General features: G+C 34.7%; 13 protein-coding genes. 11 read left to right on the top strand and 2 right to left on the bottom strand.

Features of this window, described 5'->3' with window-relative positions; genetic code table 11:
* The first annotated feature begins 78 nt into the window (after nucleotides 1-78).
* The 10 genes from spoVS to MHH59_RS18855 all read left to right on the top strand — a co-directional run bounded on the left by spoVS (nucleotide 79) and on the right by MHH59_RS18855 (nucleotide 13,363).
* The gene (spoVS, locus tag MHH59_RS18900) at nucleotides 79-339 is read left to right on the top strand and encodes a stage V sporulation protein SpoVS (protein ID WP_000404341.1); all 261 of its coding nucleotides are present in this window, start codon (nucleotides 79-81) and stop codon (nucleotides 337-339) included.
* Nucleotides 340-398: 59 nt separating this feature from the next.
* Complete coding sequence (locus MHH59_RS18895; protein ID WP_016092175.1) at nucleotides 399-1,322, top strand: dipeptidase; 924 nt, start codon at nucleotides 399-401, stop codon at nucleotides 1,320-1,322.
* 227 nt (nucleotides 1,323-1,549) lie between these two features.
* Nucleotides 1,550-3,307 (top strand): 2-oxoacid:acceptor oxidoreductase subunit alpha, encoded by a 1,758-nt coding sequence (locus MHH59_RS18890; protein ID WP_016092174.1) that lies wholly within the window; start codon nucleotides 1,550-1,552, stop codon nucleotides 3,305-3,307.
* Complete coding sequence (locus MHH59_RS18885) at nucleotides 3,294-4,160, top strand: 2-oxoacid:ferredoxin oxidoreductase subunit beta (protein WP_002088040.1); 867 nt, start codon at nucleotides 3,294-3,296, stop codon at nucleotides 4,158-4,160. The genes MHH59_RS18890 and MHH59_RS18885 overlap by 14 nt, the downstream gene beginning before the upstream one ends.
* 433 nt (nucleotides 4,161-4,593) lie before the next feature.
* Nucleotides 4,594-6,123: a tRNA (N6-isopentenyl adenosine(37)-C2)-methylthiotransferase MiaB gene (gene miaB / locus MHH59_RS18880; RefSeq protein WP_002128700.1), complete on the top strand. Its 1,530-nt coding sequence runs from the start codon at nucleotides 4,594-4,596 to the stop codon at nucleotides 6,121-6,123.
* 3 nt (nucleotides 6,124-6,126) lie between these two features.
* A complete protein-coding gene (locus MHH59_RS18875; protein WP_002033698.1) occupies nucleotides 6,127-6,558 on the top strand; it encodes a RicAFT regulatory complex protein RicA family protein in 432 nt (143 codons plus the stop codon).
* A 128-nt stretch (nucleotides 6,559-6,686) separates the two neighbouring features.
* Nucleotides 6,687-7,229, top strand: coding sequence for an outer spore coat protein CotE (cotE, locus tag MHH59_RS18870; protein WP_002014610.1), 543 nt, complete (start codon nucleotides 6,687-6,689; stop codon nucleotides 7,227-7,229).
* 180 nt (nucleotides 7,230-7,409) lie between these two features.
* On the top strand, nucleotides 7,410-10,082 hold the full coding sequence (gene mutS, locus MHH59_RS18865) for a DNA mismatch repair protein MutS (RefSeq protein ID WP_002128699.1): 2,673 nt from the start codon (nucleotides 7,410-7,412) through the stop codon (nucleotides 10,080-10,082).
* A gap of 8 nt (nucleotides 10,083-10,090) precedes the next feature.
* A complete protein-coding gene (gene mutL, locus MHH59_RS18860) occupies nucleotides 10,091-12,034 on the top strand; it encodes a DNA mismatch repair endonuclease MutL (RefSeq protein ID WP_078178535.1) in 1,944 nt (647 codons plus the stop codon).
* A 342-nt stretch (nucleotides 12,035-12,376) separates the two neighbouring features.
* Nucleotides 12,377-13,363 carry a choloylglycine hydrolase family protein gene (locus tag MHH59_RS18855; RefSeq protein WP_002185086.1) on the top strand — a complete coding sequence of 329 codons (987 nt, stop codon included), beginning with the start codon at nucleotides 12,377-12,379 and terminating at the stop codon, nucleotides 13,361-13,363.
* A gap of 525 nt (nucleotides 13,364-13,888) precedes the next feature.
* On the opposite strand, the gene MHH59_RS18850 is transcribed toward MHH59_RS18855, so the two are convergent.
* Nucleotides 13,889-14,074, bottom strand: a complete 186-nt coding sequence (locus MHH59_RS18850; protein ID WP_000461142.1) for a hypothetical protein — start codon at nucleotides 14,072-14,074, stop codon at nucleotides 13,889-13,891.
* A gap of 485 nt (nucleotides 14,075-14,559) precedes the next feature.
* On the opposite strand from MHH59_RS18850, the gene MHH59_RS18845 reads away from it, so the two are divergent.
* Entirely contained in the window at nucleotides 14,560-17,343 is a 2,784-nt protein-coding gene (locus MHH59_RS18845) for a dynamin family protein (protein WP_340852113.1), read from the top strand.
* Nucleotides 17,344-17,519: 176 nt separating this feature from the next.
* On the opposite strand, the gene MHH59_RS18840 is transcribed toward MHH59_RS18845, so the two are convergent.
* Complete coding sequence (locus MHH59_RS18840) at nucleotides 17,520-18,857, bottom strand: NAD(P)/FAD-dependent oxidoreductase (RefSeq protein WP_033731171.1); 1,338 nt, start codon at nucleotides 18,855-18,857, stop codon at nucleotides 17,520-17,522.
* Nucleotides 18,858-19,106: the final 249 nt, after the last annotated feature.

The following is a 19,106-nucleotide window of genomic DNA, read 5'->3' as shown; positions in this document are numbered from 1 at the left end:
ACGTGCCATTCCTCGTGAATATAAGTTAAAGTGAAATAATTGCTATTACTTTTTATAGAAACGAGGAGGAAACGCGGAATGGAAATATTAAAAGTTAAAGCAACGTCGGTCCCTAATTCTGTAGCTGGTGCACTTGCAGGTGTTATTCGCGAACGCGGAACAGCAGAAATTCAAGCTATTGGTGCAGGTGCATTAAACCAAGCGGTAAAGGCAGTAGCAATTGCAAGAGGATTTGTAGCGCCTAGCGGTTTGGACTTGATTTGTATCCCAGCGTTTACAGATATTATGATTGATGGTGAAGAGCGTACAGCGATAAAATTAATTGTAGAACCTCGTTAAGTTGAAACAACCTGTTTGCATGTATGCAAACAGGTTGTTTTTGTAATGGAGGAATGAAAATGAAAATTTTTGATGCACATTGCGATGTACTCTTTCAGTTATGGAGTGCAAAGGGAAAAAAAGACTTTCAAAACGATTCACAATTACATATTACATTTGAACAATTAATGAAAAGAAAAGGAAGTATACAATGCTTTGCTATATATATACCAGAAACAGTAGCGTATGAAAAGCGTTTTGAAGTTGCGCTGCAAATGATAGATATTTTTCATAATGAAATTCTATCGCTACCAGGAATGAAGTTTATTCAGACAAAAAACGATATTAACATGCTAAAACAGGACGAGATTGGAGCATTATTAACATTAGAAGGATGCGAAGCAATTGGAAAAGAAGCGATGAAATTACGTTTGTTTTATCGCTTAGGTGTACGTTCCTTTGGATTGACATGGAACTATGCCAATCTGTTAGCTGATGGAGCGCTAGAGGCACGTGGAGCAGGTTTAACTACATTTGGTAGACAAGTTGTACAAGAACTTAATACGTTACATTTATGGACCGATGTGTCTCACTTAAATGAAAGAAGCTTTTGGGATGTTATTGAAATTGCTAAAAACCCAATTGCATCTCATTCAAACTGTTATCAACTTTGTGGGCATCCACGCAATTTAACCGATGAACAAATAAGAGCCCTTATAAAGAAAAATAGCATTATTGGTATTACTTTCGTACCGCAGTTTTTAACGAATGAAAGACAAGCGAATATAGCAGATATATTAAGGCATGTGGAATATATTTGTTCATTAGGTGGAGAAAAAAATATAGGATTCGGTTCTGATTTTGATGGGATTTTAGAAACTGTTGTAGGTGTAGAAGCATATAGGGATTATGAAAATATAATGAATCAACTGTGTAAAAAGTATAATGAATCAACTGTAGAGCGATTTTTGTATAAAAATTTTGTTGACTGTATAACGTTCTAAAGAATATGTTTTAAAAATTCAGAAAAATTAAAATAAACTTAATTGAATTTATTGATTTTTTTAAGACCTAATACTAGAATGGTAAACGAAATAGCATTATACTAAAGATTAAGGGAAATCAGAAGAGGCATAATTTGCGTCCATTGTAGTTTATTTGCATAAAAAATGCTAAACTATTACTGTAAAAAAATACACTACAATGAATGCAGCCAAAAGGGGTGTAGGAGATGATTAGTCAACTTTCATGGAAAGTTGGAGGCCAACAAGGTGAAGGAATTGAAAGTACAGGAGAAATCTTCTGTATTGCATTAAACCGATTAGGATATTACCTATACGGTTACCGCCACTTCTCATCACGTATTAAAGGCGGCCATACAAATAATAAAATTCGCGTAAGTACAACAGAAGTACGTGCGATCTCAGATGATTTAGATATTTTAATTGCTTTTGATCAAGAAACAATTGATTTTAACTTCCACGAACTACGTCCGGGCGGAATTGTAGTTGCAGATGCGAAATTTAATCCGACAATACCTGATAATACAGATGTAAATCTATATGTGATACCGTTTACGGATATCGCTTCAGAATTAGGCACATCTTTAATGAAAAACATGGTTGCTGTTGGGGCATCTAGTGCGGTATTAGGATTAGACGAAACAGCTTATTTAGAGGTTGTTGAAGAAATCTTTGGTCGTAAAGGAGAGCAAGTCGTTCAAAAGAATATGGAAGCAATTAAACGCGGCTCTCAATACATGAAAGAATTGCTTGGTGAGAAAGTAAACATGATGCAGCTTGAAAAAGCTGATGGTCAGAAACGCATGTTTATGATTGGAAACGACGCAATCGCATTTGGTGCGGTAGCTGGTGGTGCTCGCTTTATGTCTGCATATCCAATCACACCTGCATCTGAAATTATGGAATATTTAATTAAAAAGTTACCAAAAGTCGGCGGAACAGTAATCCAAACTGAGGATGAAATCGCAGCTTGTACAATGGCGATCGGTGCAAACTACGCTGGTGTTCGTACATTAACAGCATCTGCTGGTCCTGGTCTTTCTTTAATGATGGAAGCAATTGGTTTAGCAGGTATTACTGAAACACCGCTAGTTATCATTGATACACAACGCGGTGGCCCAAGTACGGGCTTACCAACAAAACAAGAGCAGTCTGACTTAATGGCTATGATTTACGGAACGCATGGTGAAATTCCAAAAATCGTAATGGCGCCAAGTACAGTTGAAGAAGCTTTCTATGATATTGTAGAAGCGTTTAACTTAGCAGAAGAATATCAAGTGCCTGTTATTTTCTTAACAGATTTACAGCTTTCTTTAGGAAAGCAAACAGTAGAACCACTTAAGTTAGATAAAGTGGAAATTCGTCGTGGTAAGCTTGATTTAGAAGTAGAATTACCAGAACGTGAAAATAAAGCATACTTCAAGCGTTATGAAGTAACAGAAGATGGGATTTCACCACGTGTTTTACCTGGTATGAAAAATGGTATTCACCATGTTACAGGTGTAGAACATGATGAAACGGGTAAACCATCTGAATCAGCGTTAAATCGTAAAGATCAAATGGACAAACGTTTCCGTAAAATGGCGAATTTACAGTTTAATACCCCTATTTACAAAAATGCTAAGCATGATGACGCAGACGTATTGTTAGTAGGCTTTAACTCAACTCGTGGTGCGATCGAAGAGGCAATGCAGCGTTTAGAACAAGAAGGAATGAAAGTAAACCATGCCCATGTACGTTTAATTCATCCGTTCCCAACAGCTGAAATCGATCCACTTGTGAAAAAAGCGAAGCGTGTTGTAGTAGTAGAAAACAATGCAACTGGTCAGCTTGCTAACATTATGAAAATGAATCTTGGCAATGGTGAGAAAATTTCTAGTCTTTTAAAATACGATGGAAATCCATTCTTGCCGAAAGAGATTTACAACGAATGTAAAAAAGGGGTTGTATTAAATGGCAACATTTAAGGACTTTCGTAACAGTGTAAAACCAAACTGGTGCCCAGGTTGCGGAGACTTCTCGGTGCAGGCTGCGATTCAGCGTGCGGCAGCTAACGTTGGTTTAAATCCAGATGAGCTAGCTGTTATTTCTGGCATCGGCTGTTCCGGTCGTATTTCAGGGTATATTAATTCATATGGTTTGCATAGTATTCACGGACGTGCTCTTCCAATTGCACAAGGTGTGAAAATGGCAAATCGTGATTTAACAGTTATTGCATCCGGTGGTGACGGTGATGGTTTTGCGATTGGTATGGGACATACAATCCATTCTATTCGTCGTAACATTGATATTACGTACATCGTAATGGATAACCAAATTTACGGATTAACAAAAGGTCAAACTTCACCACGTAGTGAAGCTGGATTTAAAACGAAAAGTACACCACAAGGTTCAATTGAACCATCACTAAATGTTATGGAAATGGCTTTAACAGCTGGTGCGACATTTGTGGCGCAAAGCTTTTCAAGTGATTTAAAAGAATTAACGCAAATTATTGAAGCTGGTATTAACCATAAAGGCTTTTCATTAATTAATGTATTTAGTCCATGTGTTACTTATAATAAAGTAAATACTTATGATTGGTTTAAAGAGAATTTAACGAAACTAAGTACAGTAGAAGGATATGATCCATCTAACCGCATGATGGCTATGCAAACATTAATGGAAAAGAACGGGTTAGTAACAGGTTTAATTTATCAAAACACAAAGCAGCCTTCTTACCAAGAGCTTGTAAAAGACTATAGTGAAAAACCTTTAGTGCAAGCTGATTTGAATATGGATCAGAAAATGTTTGATGAGCTTGTTGCTGAATTTATGTAATGATCGGAGAGAAGGTTGCCGCTTGGTAACCTTCTTTTTGAGTGAATAAAAATAATTAATAGATTTGTTTACTTAGAAAATTCAGAATGATAAAATAATATATAAATCGTTGTATAAAAATAGCATGTTCATTAACTGTGAAATGAAATATAGGATAAGAAGCCTTCTTCGTTAAAGTTGGCTAAAGGCTCTATACTATGATAATGTGTATAGGGATAAAGCAATATACTTTTGGGTAGGACAAGATGAAATAAAAAAAAGGGAATGTCTATTTGTGTGGGGAAGACTTCATTCTTACGGATGATTAGATCGATTACTCAAGTTTCAAAGGGCAAGTTATCTCTCATGCTATCTAACATCATTGAGATGGGTCTAAGCGCATTAAAATGGACTACAGAGTGTGTGTATAGTTAAGGGTGAAAGGAGATTACCGATGAACGAGCAACAACGATTAGCAAGTCGACAAGCAAATTCCTCTACGAAAAAAGAAGAGAAAGATTATAGTAAATACTTTGAAAGTGTATACCAACCACCTTCCTTGAAATTGGCGAAAAAGCGTGGGAAAGAAGAAGTTAAAATTGAAAGAGATTTTGGCCTACCTGAAGAGTTTCGCAATTTTGGCGCAGGAAGAAAGTTTTACATTCGTACATATGGCTGTCAAATGAATGAGCATGATACAGAAGTAATGGCTGGGATTTTTACAACACTTGGATATGAGCCAACCTTTTCAACTGAAGAGGCAGATGTAATTTTATTAAATACTTGTGCAATTCGTGAAAATGCTGAAAATAAAGTGTTCGGTGAACTTGGTCATTTAAAATCATTAAAGCGAAGAAATCCGGATCTTATAATTGGTGTATGTGGTTGTATGTCTCAAGAGGAATCTGTTGTAAATAAAATTATGCAAAAAAATCAGCATGTAGATATGGTGTTTGGTACACACAATATTCATAGATTACCGTATATTCTAAAGGACGCAATGTTCTCAAAAGAGACGGTAGTTGAAGTTTGGTCAAAAGAAGGGGATGTAATTGAAAACCTTCCGAAAGTACGTCGTGGTGATATTAAAGCTTGGGTAAATATTATGTATGGCTGTGATAAGTTTTGTACATATTGTATTGTACCGTATACACGCGGAAAAGAGCGCAGCAGACGTCCAGAAGATATTATTAAAGAAATTCGCCATTTAGCTGCGAACGGTTATAAAGAAATTACGTTACTTGGACAAAACGTAAACGCATACGGTAAAGACTTTGAAGATATACAATATGGTCTTGGCGATTTAATGGATGAACTTCGTAAAATCGATATCGCGCGTATTCGTTTTACAACAAGTCATCCACGTGATTTTGACAATCATTTAATTGATGTTCTTGGAAAAGGTGGTAACCTAGTAGAACATATCCACTTACCGGTTCAATCTGGTAGTACAGATATGCTTAAAATTATGGCGCGTAAATATTCGCGAGAACACTATTTAGAGCTTGTACGAAAAATTAAAGAAACAATTCCGAATGCAGTGCTAACGACTGATATTATCGTTGGTTTCCCAAATGAAACGGATGAGCAGTTTGAAGAGACGATGTCGTTATATCGTGAAGTAGGATTTGATACGGCATTTACATTTATTTATTCTCCGCGTGAAGGTACACCAGCTGCAAAAATGCAAGATAATGTTCCGATGGAAGTGAAGAAAGAGCGATTACAACGCTTAAATACACTAGTGAATGAATATGCAGTTAATAAGAATAAGTGTTATATAGGTCAAATTGTAGAAGTATTAGTTGAGGGAGAAAGTAAGAATAATCCTGAAGTACTTGCGGGATATACACGTACGAATAAACTTGTAAACTTTGTTGCTTCAAAATCTTTAATTGGTCAGCTTGTGAAAGTAAAAATAACGGAAGCAAAAACTTGGTCTCTTAACGGGGAATTGGTTAAGGAGCCGATTGAGGTGAAATAATAGATGAAAGTATATACGAAAGATGAAATTGTTGAGCAAGCGAAAGAATTAGCAAAAATGATCTCTGAAACAGAAGAAGTCGATTTCTTTAAGCGAGCAGAAGCACAAATTCATAAAAATGAAAATGTAAAGCGAGCAATTGATGAAATAAAAGCTTTGCAAAAACAAGCAGTAAACTTGCAACATTATGGGAAATGGGAAGCTTTGAAAAAAGTAGAAGCTGAAATTGATGCACTTCAAGATAAGTTAGATAATATCCCAGTTGTACAGGAGTTTAAATCTTCACAAACATATGTAAATGACTTACTACAGCTAGTTGCTAGTACCATTTCTAACAATGTAACAGATGAAATATTAGTTTCAACTGGCGGCGATGTGTTGAAGGGCGAAACTGGTGCAGCAGTAGAAAGTAAAAAAGGAAATTGTGGTTGTTAAAGAGATGTCTTATTGACATCTCTTTTTTTTAGTGGGTTATATCGGAAATTCTTCTCAAAAAAAAGAATGACACATTCCGCTATTGTCACGCATATGATTAAGTGAATAGTGATTGAGGAGGGTTACGAATGTCCGAATTTAGAGAGATTATTACAAAAGCAGTGGTTGGAAAAGGACGTAAGTATACAAAGTCAACGCATACATGTGAATCGAATAATGAGCCAACAAGTATTTTAGGGTGCTGGGTAATTAACCATTCGTACGAAGCGAGAAAGAATGGAAAACATGTGGAAATTGAAGGTTTCTATGATGTAAACACTTGGTATTCATTTGATGGAAACACAAAGACTGAAGTTGTAACAGAACGTGTTAACTACAATGATGAAGTAAGTATTGGGTATCGTGATAAAAACTTCTCTGGTGACGATTTAGAAATTATCGCTCGTGTAATTCAGCCGCCAAATTGTTTAGAAGCTCTTGTATCGCCAAATGGTAATAAAATTGTTGTGACGGTAGAACGTGAATTTGTAACAGAAGTAGTTGGGGAAACGAAAATTTGTGTAAGTGTAAATCCTGAAGGTTGCGTAGAATCAGACGAGGATTTCCAAGTCGATGATGATGAGTTTGAAGAATTAGATCCGAACTTTATCGTCGATGCAGAAGAAGAGTAAGAGAAAGCTAGGGAGAAGTTCTTCCTAGCTTTTTACAGTACATAAGTGGTTCTGCATGAACATGATTCCTTATGAAATGTGCTATAATGAGGAGAGACTCCTGGAATAGGAGATATGGATGTCCGTGAAGTGTGACATATATGAATATAGATTATTATGTAAGAATTATGGAGGAAAGACATGACGCAATATACGCCTATGATACAGCAATACTTAAAGGTTAAGGCAGACTATCAAGATGCCTTTTTATTTTTCCGATTAGGTGATTTTTATGAAATGTTCTTTGAAGATGCGGTTAAAGCAGCTCATGAACTTGAAATTACATTAACGAGCCGAGATGGTGGTAGTAGTGAACGTATACCGATGTGTGGTGTACCGCATCATGCAGCTAAAAATTATATTGAACAACTTGTTGAAAAAGGATATAAAGTAGCTGTTTGTGAGCAAGTGGAAGACCCAAAAACAGCTAAAGGTGTAGTACGTCGTGAAGTAGTACAACTAATTACGCCAGGAACGATGATGGAAGGGCGTACAATAGACGAGAAGGAGAATAACTTCTTAGCAGCATTAACACATTTCGAAGATGGATCTTATGCGCTAGCTTGTAATGACTTAACGACTGGACAAAATACAGTGACGTTATTAACTGGTTCAGTAGAAGATATTTTATTAGAAGTGTATGCGACTGGTTCAAAAGAAATTGTTGTAGATTCTACATTTTCAAAAGATGAATTAAATAAGTTAACTGAAACATTAAAAATGACGATTTCGTATGAAGATGCAACAACTATTCCAGAAGGATTAGAACATCTTGTGAAAAGTGTTTCCCAAGCAAAATTAATTAAAGCAATTGGACGCTTATTTAACTATGTGATAAGAACACAAAAACGTTCGTTAGATCACTTGCAACCAGTAGAAATTTATTACACGAATCAATTTATGAAAATTGATGTGCATTCAAAACGTAATTTAGAGTTAACAGAGACTCTTCGCACGAAGGAAAAGACAGGCTCATTATTATGGCTATTAGACAAAACAAAAACGGCTATGGGTGGGCGTATGTTAAAACAGTGGATGGAACGTCCGCTTATCCAGAAAGAAAAAGTTGAAGAGCGTTTAGAAATGGTTGAAACGTTTGTAAATGATTACTTCTTACGTGAAGATTTAAAAGAAAAGTTAAAAGAAGTATATGATTTAGAGCGTTTAGCAGGGAAAGTTGCATTTGGTAATGTAAATGCACGGGACTTATTACAATTAAGACGTTCTTTACTGCAAGTACCAGCTATTTTAGAAGCGATTAGTCTTTTAGATAATGCTTATGCAGCAAGGTTAATTCAAGGTGCAGATCCATGTGAGAGCTTAACTGAATTACTAGGAAGAAGTATTCAAGAAAACCCACCGCTTTCTATTAAAGATGGAGATATTATTAAAGATGGCTATAATGATAAGCTTGATCAATATCGTTACGTTAGTAAAAACGGAAAAACGTGGATTGCTGAGCTTGAAAAACGAGAGCGTGATATTACAGGGGTTAAATCATTAAAAATTGGGTACAACCGTATTTTCGGCTACTATATTGAAGTGACGAAGGCTAATCTTGCAGCACTTCCAGAAGGGCGCTATGAGCGTAAACAAACACTTGCAAATGCAGAGCGTTTCATAACAGATGAGCTAAAAGAAAAAGAAACATTAATCTTAGAAGCAGAAGAGAAAATTGTACAATTAGAATACGATTTATTTACAGCACTTCGCGAAGAAGTAAAAGTATTCATTCCGAAATTACAGCATTTAGCGAAAGTAATTAGTGAACTAGACGTACTGCAAAGCTTTGCGACAGTTAGTGAAGAAGAGCAGTTTGTAAAACCTGTTTTAACAAATAAGCGCGAAATCTTTATTAAAGATGGTCGTCATCCTGTCGTTGAAAAAGTATTGAACGGGAAATTGTATGTACCGAATGATTGTATTATGCCGGAGAAGATGGATGTCTTTTTAATTACAGGACCGAACATGTCTGGTAAAAGTACGTATATGAGACAATTAGCACTTGTTACTGTTATGTCACAAATTGGTTGTTTTGTACCAGCGACAGAAGCAGTATTACCTGTCTTCGATCAAATCTTTACGAGAATTGGTGCAGCGGATGATTTAATCTCAGGTCAAAGTACATTTATGGTTGAAATGTTAGAAGCGAAAAATGCAATTGCAAATGCATCAGAGAGAAGTTTAATTTTATTCGATGAAATTGGACGCGGTACATCCACGTATGATGGTATGGCACTTGCGCAAGCAATCATTGAACATATTCATGACCAAATTGGTGCGAAAACATTATTCTCTACACATTATCATGAATTAACAGTGTTAGAAGAAAGTTTAGACCAACTAAAGAATGTACATGTTTCAGCAATTGAAGAAAATGGAAAAGTAGTTTTCCTTCATAAAATTCAAGATGGAGCGGCTGATAAAAGTTACGGAATTCACGTTGCTCAACTTGCCGAGCTTCCAGAGAGCTTAATCGCTCGCGCGAAAGAAGTGTTAGCACAACTAGAAGGACAGGAAGAAATTGTTATTCCGAAACGAGTAGAAGTGAAAGTGCCAGAAGTCGCTCCAGAACCAGTTGTTGTAAAAGAAGAACCAGCAGAAATACAAGAAAAGAAAGAAGAGACTGAAGAAGATTCACAACTATCTTTCTTTGGAGGAGAACAGTCTTCGAAAAATCAAGACAAGCCTGTGCTAAATCCAAAAGAAACGGCAGTACTTGCACAAATTAAAAAGATTGATTTACTCGATATGACGCCTTTAGAAGCGATGAATGAACTGTATCGTTTACAGAAAAAGTTAAAGAAAGGATGAGTAAGTAGATGGGGAAAATTCGCAAACTCGATGATCAACTCTCTAACTTAATTGCGGCAGGGGAAGTAGTAGAGCGCCCGGCCTCAGTTGTAAAAGAACTCGTGGAAAATTCCATCGATGCGAATAGTACATCTATTGAAATCCACTTAGAAGAAGCTGGATTATCGAAGATTCGCATCATCGATAATGGAGATGGTATTGCTGAAGAAGATTGTATCGTTGCATTTGAACGACACGCAACGAGTAAAATTAAAGATGAAAATGATTTATTTCGTATAAGAACGCTCGGTTTCCGCGGAGAGGCCCTGCCGAGTATTGCCTCAGTGAGTGAATTAGAATTAATTACGAGCACAGGTGATGCGCCTGGTACACACCTTAGTATTAAAGGTGGAGACATTATAAAACAAGAGAAAACGGCAAGCCGAAAAGGAACAGATATTACTGTACAAAACTTATTTTTTAATACACCAGCGCGTCTTAAATATATGAAAACTATTCATACAGAGCTTGGGAACATTACAGATATCGTGTATCGTATTGCAATGTCTCATCCAGAAGTATCGTTAAAACTGTTTCATAATGAAAAGAAATTGCTTCATACATCAGGGAATGGTGATGTAAGACAAGTACTTGCATCGATTTACAGCATTCAAGTTGCGAAGAAGCTTATTCCGATTGAAGCTGAATCTCTAGACTTTACAATTAAAGGATATGTAACATTACCAGAAGTAACGAGAGCGTCGCGTAACTATATGTCAACGATTGTAAATGGCCGTTACGTTCGAAATTTCGTATTAATGAAAGCCATTCAGCAAGGATATCATACGTTATTGCCAATCGGACGATACCCAATCGGCTTCTTATCAATTGAAATGGATCCAATGCTTGTTGATGTCAACGTACATCCAGCAAAATTAGAAGTACGCTTTAGTAAAGAACAAGAATTGCTAAAGCTTATCGAAGAAACATTGCAAGCTGCATTCAAAAAAATACAACTCATTCCAGATGCTGGTGTAACAACGAGGAAAAAAGAAAAAGATGAAAGTGTGCAAGAACAGTTCAAGTTTGAGCATACAAAACCGAGAGAATCATCTATGCCTAACATCGTTTTACCAACAGGAATGGATGAGAAACAAGAAGAAACAACGACTGTAAAACAACCAGCACAACTGTGGCAACCGCCGAAGCAAGAATGGCAACCACCACAGTCACTAGTAAGAGAAGAGCAAAGCTGGCAGCCATCCTCTAAGCCGGTAATAGAACAAACGGTTCGAGAGGAAAAGGAATGGACTAGCAACGATGACGATTTTGAATTAGAGGAATTGGAAGACGAAGTTCACGAAATAAAAGAGATTGAAATGAACGGTAACGATTTACCACCACTTTATCCAATTGGACAGATGCACGGAACATATATTTTCGCTCAAAATGATAACGGGCTATATATGATTGATCAGCATGCTGCGCAGGAGCGCATCAATTATGAATATTTCCGTGATAAAGTGGGACGAGTTACGCAAGAAGTACAAGAATTACTTGTACCGTACCGCATAGATTTATCTCTTACCGAATTTTTACGTGTCGAAGAGCAGTTAGAAGAACTAAAAAAAGTCGGACTATTTTTAGAGCAGTTTGGCCATCAATCCTTTATCGTTCGTTCGCATCCAACGTGGTTCCCGAAAGGACAAGAAACAGAAATCATTGATGAGATGATGGAGCAAGTCGTAAAACTGAAAAAAGTAGACATAAAAAAACTACGCGAAGAAGCAGCGATTATGATGAGCTGTAAAGCTTCAATTAAAGCAAATCAATATTTAACGAACGATCAAATATTCGCTTTACTCGAAGAACTACGTACAACAACAAATCCATACACATGTCCGCATGGAAGACCGATTCTGGTGCATCATTCTACTTATGAGTTGGAGAAGATGTTTAAGAGGGTTATGTAGGATTAATGTCCAAAGAGAAAAAGTTCGTTCCTAGTTATTTGAAGCGGTTTGAAAGTGCCTAGTATTATTTATATGTGTTAAAATAAATATGTAATAGCAATGTTCTCTACAGTTATTTTAATAAAATATTGAGAGAAATAAAAAGGAGCGATAGTAACAAGTCGCTCCTTTTTAATATAATTCTTTTGCAACTATATTTTAAAAATTCATTTATAAACTAGAGATAACCTATTTGTAATTTATATGTGCTTCCTCATTTTTTTGTAAGGAAAGGGGTTTTAATTTACAGATTTATCAGAATTATGTAAAGTGTATATAAAACCATAAAATGGGGTGTTCTTTATGTGTACTAGTTTGACATTACAGACAAAAAACGGTCAGCACCTTTTTGCAAGAACGATGGATTTTACATTAGATTTGAATCAAGAAGTAATAATCATTCCTAGACATTACCAGTGGAATAATATAACTGGTGAAATCATTAATACGAAACATGCTACGGTCGGAATGGGGATTAATCATCAAGGAAGGGTCATTATGGCGGACGGAGTAAATGAAGCAGGTATGACATGTGCAACACTCTATTTTCCAGGATTCGCTACTTATAGTAAAAGTATAGATAATAACAAAACGAATTTGGCTCCATTTGATTTTGTGACTTGGAGTCTCACACAATTCAATTCTGTCAAAGAGTTAAAGAAATCTGTAGATAGCATTACCTTTTTGGATATACCATTACCGGATTTAGGACTTACGCCGCCACTCCATTGGATTTTAGCGGATAAATGGGGAGATTGCATTGTACTGGAGCCAACAAATGAAGGATTAAAAATGTATGACAACCCACTAGGAGTGATGACGAATAGTCCGGAGTTTAGTTGGCATTTACAAAATTTAAGACAATATATTGGCCTTAAATCGCAGCCATTCGCGCCAACAGAGTGGAGTAATGTACCATTAAGTGCTTTTGGTCAGGGCTCAGGTTCAATGGGACTTCCAGGGGATTTCACCCCGCCATCAAGGTTTGTGCGAGCAGCATATGGCAAACAAAACATTCAAGGTATAGATAGTGAAGAAGAGGGAGTATCGGCCCTTTTTCATATCTTATCAAATTGCGAGGTTCCTAAAGGCGGAGTAATAACAGAAGAAGGTGCATTAGATAATACCATTTATACAAGCGTAATGTGTATGGAGTCCGGAACATATTATTATCATACTTACGATTGTAGACAAATTATAGCCATTCATTTATTTCATGAAAATTTAGATACAGATGAGATTAAAGCCTATCCGTTCCAACGGAAACAAAAAATATTTTATGAAAACTAAGTAGCTTTGAAACAACGCTTAGTAAATTTTCAAATATATATAATAGAGCAATAATGACCTATAAAAAGTAGGAATCGGAAGGAATATAATTGATAATCTAATAAGTAACCCGAATAAATACCCCTTAAGAAAAAATAGACGCAAAATATTCAAGGTATTATATAAATTCAATCCAATGACTCCTACCAGTAAAATTCTGCTGGTAGGGGCAGGTGCATTGGCTAAGAAACTTATTTTTTCATTAAACTAGCTTTTATTTCTTCTAGAAGGCCCATTAAAGTGCTATTAGGTAAAATAAACATGGACGTACTACTCCATTTATAAATAGCAAAGCACAAAAAAGGTGTGGAAAATATCCATACCTTTTTTGTGCTTCTATTATCTATGTATAAAAAAGCGCCGTATATCAGCACTTTTTAAAGGTACGTAAATTGTATAATAAGGATTTCTACATTATTAAACACATAACTATGCATGGCCAAATATAGATTCTTATTTGGTTAATTGTTATAAGGATCTATACAGTTATTTATTTTTATTATTATTAATTTTTTCAGTATATAAAACCTGCTCTTTATAATGCTTTTTAATTGGGAAGTTATGTGTACCAGAGCCGTTTTTGAAAGTTTTATTGATGGGGTTTTTTAGAGGGACTGTTGTAGTTTCAGTAAATTCATATGGGTAATTTATTTTAGATTTATCTTCAAACATGAAAATGCCTCCTTTTTAGGATTTCCTGAATTCTTTACTATAACATGATATGCATATAGATTTTTTTTGGACTAGTTATTTATATAGGTTAATGGAATTTAATTACGTAACTACTGAAATATTTCAAAGGAAAACAATGTGAGAAATATATTATAATGATTTCTTTTATTTATTAGCGAAGGGAATCTTGCATATATATTCGTTATAGATTGTTTTTATAATGTAATATATATATAGTTTTCCTGATAATATAATGTGGAATATTATAGTGTTATTAGGTTATTAGGAACATTTAATGTTGTTTCACAACTGAAAGGGAATTGAAAAAAAACTGAAACTTTTCTCATAAAAATTCAATCTTACTTGAAAAATGAAAGGAAAATGAAATTTTCTAAAAGGAATTCTTTGTTAAGATAAAAAGCATACATATAAAAAAGTATTGACATATCTCAAAAATGTATTTTCGAGATATAGTGGGGGAAAAGATGAGATTAGAAAAACAATTAATAAAAAAGATGTATTATGAAACATTCCTAATGGAGAATGAAACACACCCACCTCTTCAAGTACTTGGAGAAGCTTATGTAAACGAAGAAAAAAATGAGATTTCTGATGGATCTTATATTCGTTTTGCACAAGGTGAATTTTATTATCACCATCAAGATTTTGAAGCAGCTATTTTTAAATGGGAGAAAGTTAGTAATGAACTAGCACCATGGGCACAAAAAAATATTGCGGATGCTTACTTCGAACTTAACCAATTATCAGTTGCTGAAAATGTGTATACTTCCATTACTACTGATAACAAAATACTTATGACCGAAATTGTGCTGCAATTACTGTCTCTTTACATCGAGCAAAATAATTTTGATTCAGCTTTCGCTGTTATAAAAGAAGCGGTTTCTTTAAATCCCGATTATCCAAACGTCACAACAATTGCTCGTTCCTTTTATGAAGAACAGCAAGATTCTGATAGTGCAGTAGAGCTTGCTGTGAACGAGTTAATTCGAACAGAATCTTATCCGTGGTTTGAGGTTCTAAAAGAATATATCGATAAAGGATTTACTAAAAATATTTCACCAGACTATTTTTATAAAGTATTAGTTACATTAAATAATGTAGATCAAGTACAATTTACGCAAATTGTTTCATCACTTTGGCACAGCTATAAAGATGAACAAAATTACTTATTATGGCTCAACACAATAAATGAATTTTTCATACATATCGAAATACATTCGTCCGATATATGGGACGAAATTTCTTCTCTTTACGAAGAAACATACTTTGAATTAATTCAAGGTCAATATATGCTTAGACAATTACACGATATCATTCCAAACCTGTTAACAAATTGGTTAAAGGTAGTCAATCCCTCTCATGCTGTATTTCCATCTGCAGCAGTATTGGCATGGGATGAGATTTTTCCTTCTAAAATAGATTCAGCGGATATAAAAGATGCAGAAGACCTACTGTCATATTCTATTAATCATGTGAATGGCTTAGAGTATAGTTTACATCTTTTTGAATCTATTACACACTGGGCACAAGAACATGATTTAGAAATGGGTAACCGATTTAGCTGGTTAGTTGGTGAGCTTGCAGATTTAAGAACAAATCGCCTATTAGTAACTGGAACTTCAGGGAACGGAAAAGCTTCATTTATTAACTCTATTTTAGGAGAAAATATATTAGAAAACTCAATCTCAAATGTAGTTGTTTTTAAAAATGACGCTTATACAGAAATTAACGCTATAACAGATTCGGAAATTACAACAACTGAGAATTTCTCTGATTTCCATAACATGATGGCAGTGCATCGTCAAACATATAGAGATAGAGCGTGTGTTGAATTTAAATTACCATGCAGGTTTTTAAGTAAAAATAAACTTACATTCGTTGTTACACCTAGCTTTAATAGGAACAATGACGCGAGAGATGAGGTGTTTGAATATTTAAACTCTGTAGATGAATTATTATTCGTATTGAATACGGATTCACCTTTTACTGACAAAGAACGTGACATTCTATTAAGTATCCAAGAACATACACCAAATCTACAAGTTCATTTCTTATTAAATAAAATCGATAACATTTACAATGAAGCAGAAGCAAAAAGAGTTATACAAGATACGCAAGTGAGAATAAATACATATTTCCCTAATGCAAGAGTTTTCCCTTATTCTTCGTTATATACAAATAGTAAACAACTAAACGATTTAACTGAGTTTATTCATTTTAACTTTAACCATAAAAATATCGATGTAGAACGTACTGAAAAGCTATTGTTTTTCATTCGAAAAACAATTACATATCTTTTGGATAAACGTGTCGAGAGGGAAAATAATCTAGTGGATTCTATTAATTGGAATGAAGATATGTTAGTTAAACTAAATGCTTGTATTAATAACCTTACTGCTTTTGAGAAGGAAAAAATTCATTTAATTACAGAAGCATATCGTACAATGAAAAACGAAATTACTAATGATCTTACAGAACATATTCCGAAACTATTGCAGAGTTGTTCCGATTTAATTAGTGAAGAAAGTGATTTTGGGCACATTGATATTGAACTAAATACAGCGATGAATGAAAGGGTGCAACAATATCTAGAACAAACTGTATTACCTAATCTTGCTCGCTCTATGCAAAATTGGATTGCGGCTTCTAATAACGAGCTCCTTCAAAGTCAATTGTACTTAGCAGAAACCAGTGAAGGACTTAATTCTTTATTTGGAGAAAATCGAATACAGTTAGAATGTGACTTTAAAGTAATTGATGACTGGCGAAGAGATACTGATAGAATGACAACTAGAATACAAATGGAAGAAGTAAATATTTTACGCCGATTTACGCCAGCACAATTTTTACTGAAAAGTGCCGGTAAATTATTTGGAGTTCTTCCTAAAAATAAAGCTATGCTATATAACAAATACAAACAGTATTTAGAAAATGAAGATTATACCGATGTAACGGCTTCTATTATGAAGAAATTTTTCTTGCAGTTTGAGCTATTTGAAAACACACAAGAGCGGGATATTAATATGTTCTTTAGAAATCCATTTGGCTCGTTGGAACAAGCTGTAAAAAACACTCATTTAGAAATAAAAGAAAAACAAGATAAACTGCATAAAATGAAATCAAACCCTGAAGTTTATCATGATCCTATAACGCTCTTTGAATTGAGATTACGTCAATGTGAAGTAATCTTGAATATAGGTGAGGATAATTCCTATACAGATTTACCTTTAGAAACAATCATAGAATAAACGTAAAGTAACTCCAAAATATACAATAAAAGTTGATTTTGGAGTTGTTTTTTGTTTACATCTGTATAATATGTACGTTCTTTTTAATAGCAGATTGCATCATGTGTTATAAGAGAAGTAATAGGGAAAAGGGAGCAATAGCAATTAGCTGCTCCCTTTCCATTTAATTAGAGTATTTAAATGTCTGATAAATATTTTCCAACATGCAGACCACTTGCAGCTGCTTGAGATAATGAATGAGTGACGCCTGAACAATCTCCAATTAAAAATAGCCCATCCATACTTGTTTCAAAATGGTTATTGATTTTTATTGTAGGAGCATAGAACTTTCCATCAATTCCATATAATAAAGTATCTTTATCGATAGGTTCTTGGATAAATTGTTCTAAACGTAATAAAAATTTTTTGAGTCCTTCAATATATAATGGAGGAATTTCTTCATTCAAATCTCCATAATCTCCGTGTAGTGTAGGCTGTATACGATTATGTTTCATGTTGTTCTCGGCTGTAGGTTGTTTCTTTATTAAGTCCTCTAAACGCTGTATAACAATCCGATCTCGTCCTTGGTTAATGCTTTTAATAATTGAACTTGCGTATACATTTGCTTCTTTGAGAGTTGGAAAATAGCGCGGGATAAATAAAGTGAAATTTAAGTTAGAAGTGCCAGTTCCTTGCTCTCGAAAATTTTGACCGTCAGGCATAACTAAACCTTCTTCATACTTTCGAATAATGCGTCCTTTTGGATTCATACAGTAAGTAGTAGCCGTGAAATGTTCATGCTGATAAGAAAGTTTCGTCTCAAATGTATCTTTTAATATAGAACGTAATTGATGTTCTTTCATCTCTACCCTAATACCTAAATCTATACGGGTTTGTTCCTGTGCAATTTCAAGGGAAGAGCACATTTCTTTTAACCAATCCGTTCCAGAACGCCCAGTTGCAAATACTAATTGCTTAGAATGGACAGTTCCTTGATTTGTAGATATTTTAAAATGGTCTTGCTGCTTAACGACATGTTGTACATCTATATGAAATCGGATATCTATTTTGTTAAGTAAAAATTCATAGAGCTGCTGAAAAATGTTACTTGAAAGTGTAGTGCCAAGATGCCTTACTTCTGTTGTGAGCATTTGTAAACCACACGCTTCAGCTCTCTTAGTGAGATTTAGATTTTCTGTAGAATATTTTGAAACCGAACTTCCGCCAAACTGACATAGAATTTTATCTACTTCAGCCATGAGTTGTATAAAAGCTTTTTTACCTACTTTTTGCTCAAGTTCGCCACCAAATCCATTTGTATAATTAAATTTCCCTTCAGATTTTCCTAAACCACCAAATCCGAAATATTTATCACATGTAGTACAATTACACACTTTTCCTTGGTCTAAAGGACAATGGCGATCTTTTAGCGCTTTACCTTTATCAAGAATTAAAATCTTTTTGTTACTTTGGGCTAATGAATAAGCCATAAAGATGCTACTTACTCCAGCTCCGATAATTGTAACATCATACATATTCTTTCACCTGCTAACGAATAGTTTGTTTTTTATTTTCTTAGTGTATAACACTTTTATGAAGTTAAGAAATAGCTTTTATTAATAAAGAGGGAGTTTTTGAACTTGATGCTTTTTTAATTTCTCTGAGTGGTGGAGTAAATACAAATGTTTTTATTTGAAAGAAGAAATAGATTTAAATGATCACTATGTCATATGATTAATAAAATCTTACATATAAAAAAACAGACCTTTTAAGTAAAGAGGTCT

Origin of the sequence: Bacillus sp. FSL E2-0195 (assembly GCF_038003645.1) — a bacterium.
In the GTDB taxonomy this organism is placed as follows: domain Bacteria; phylum Bacillota; class Bacilli; order Bacillales; family Bacillaceae_G; genus Bacillus_A; species Bacillus_A mycoides.
Note: the sequence above shows the minus strand (reverse complement) of the source record. Positions and strands in the feature narration are given on the sequence as shown.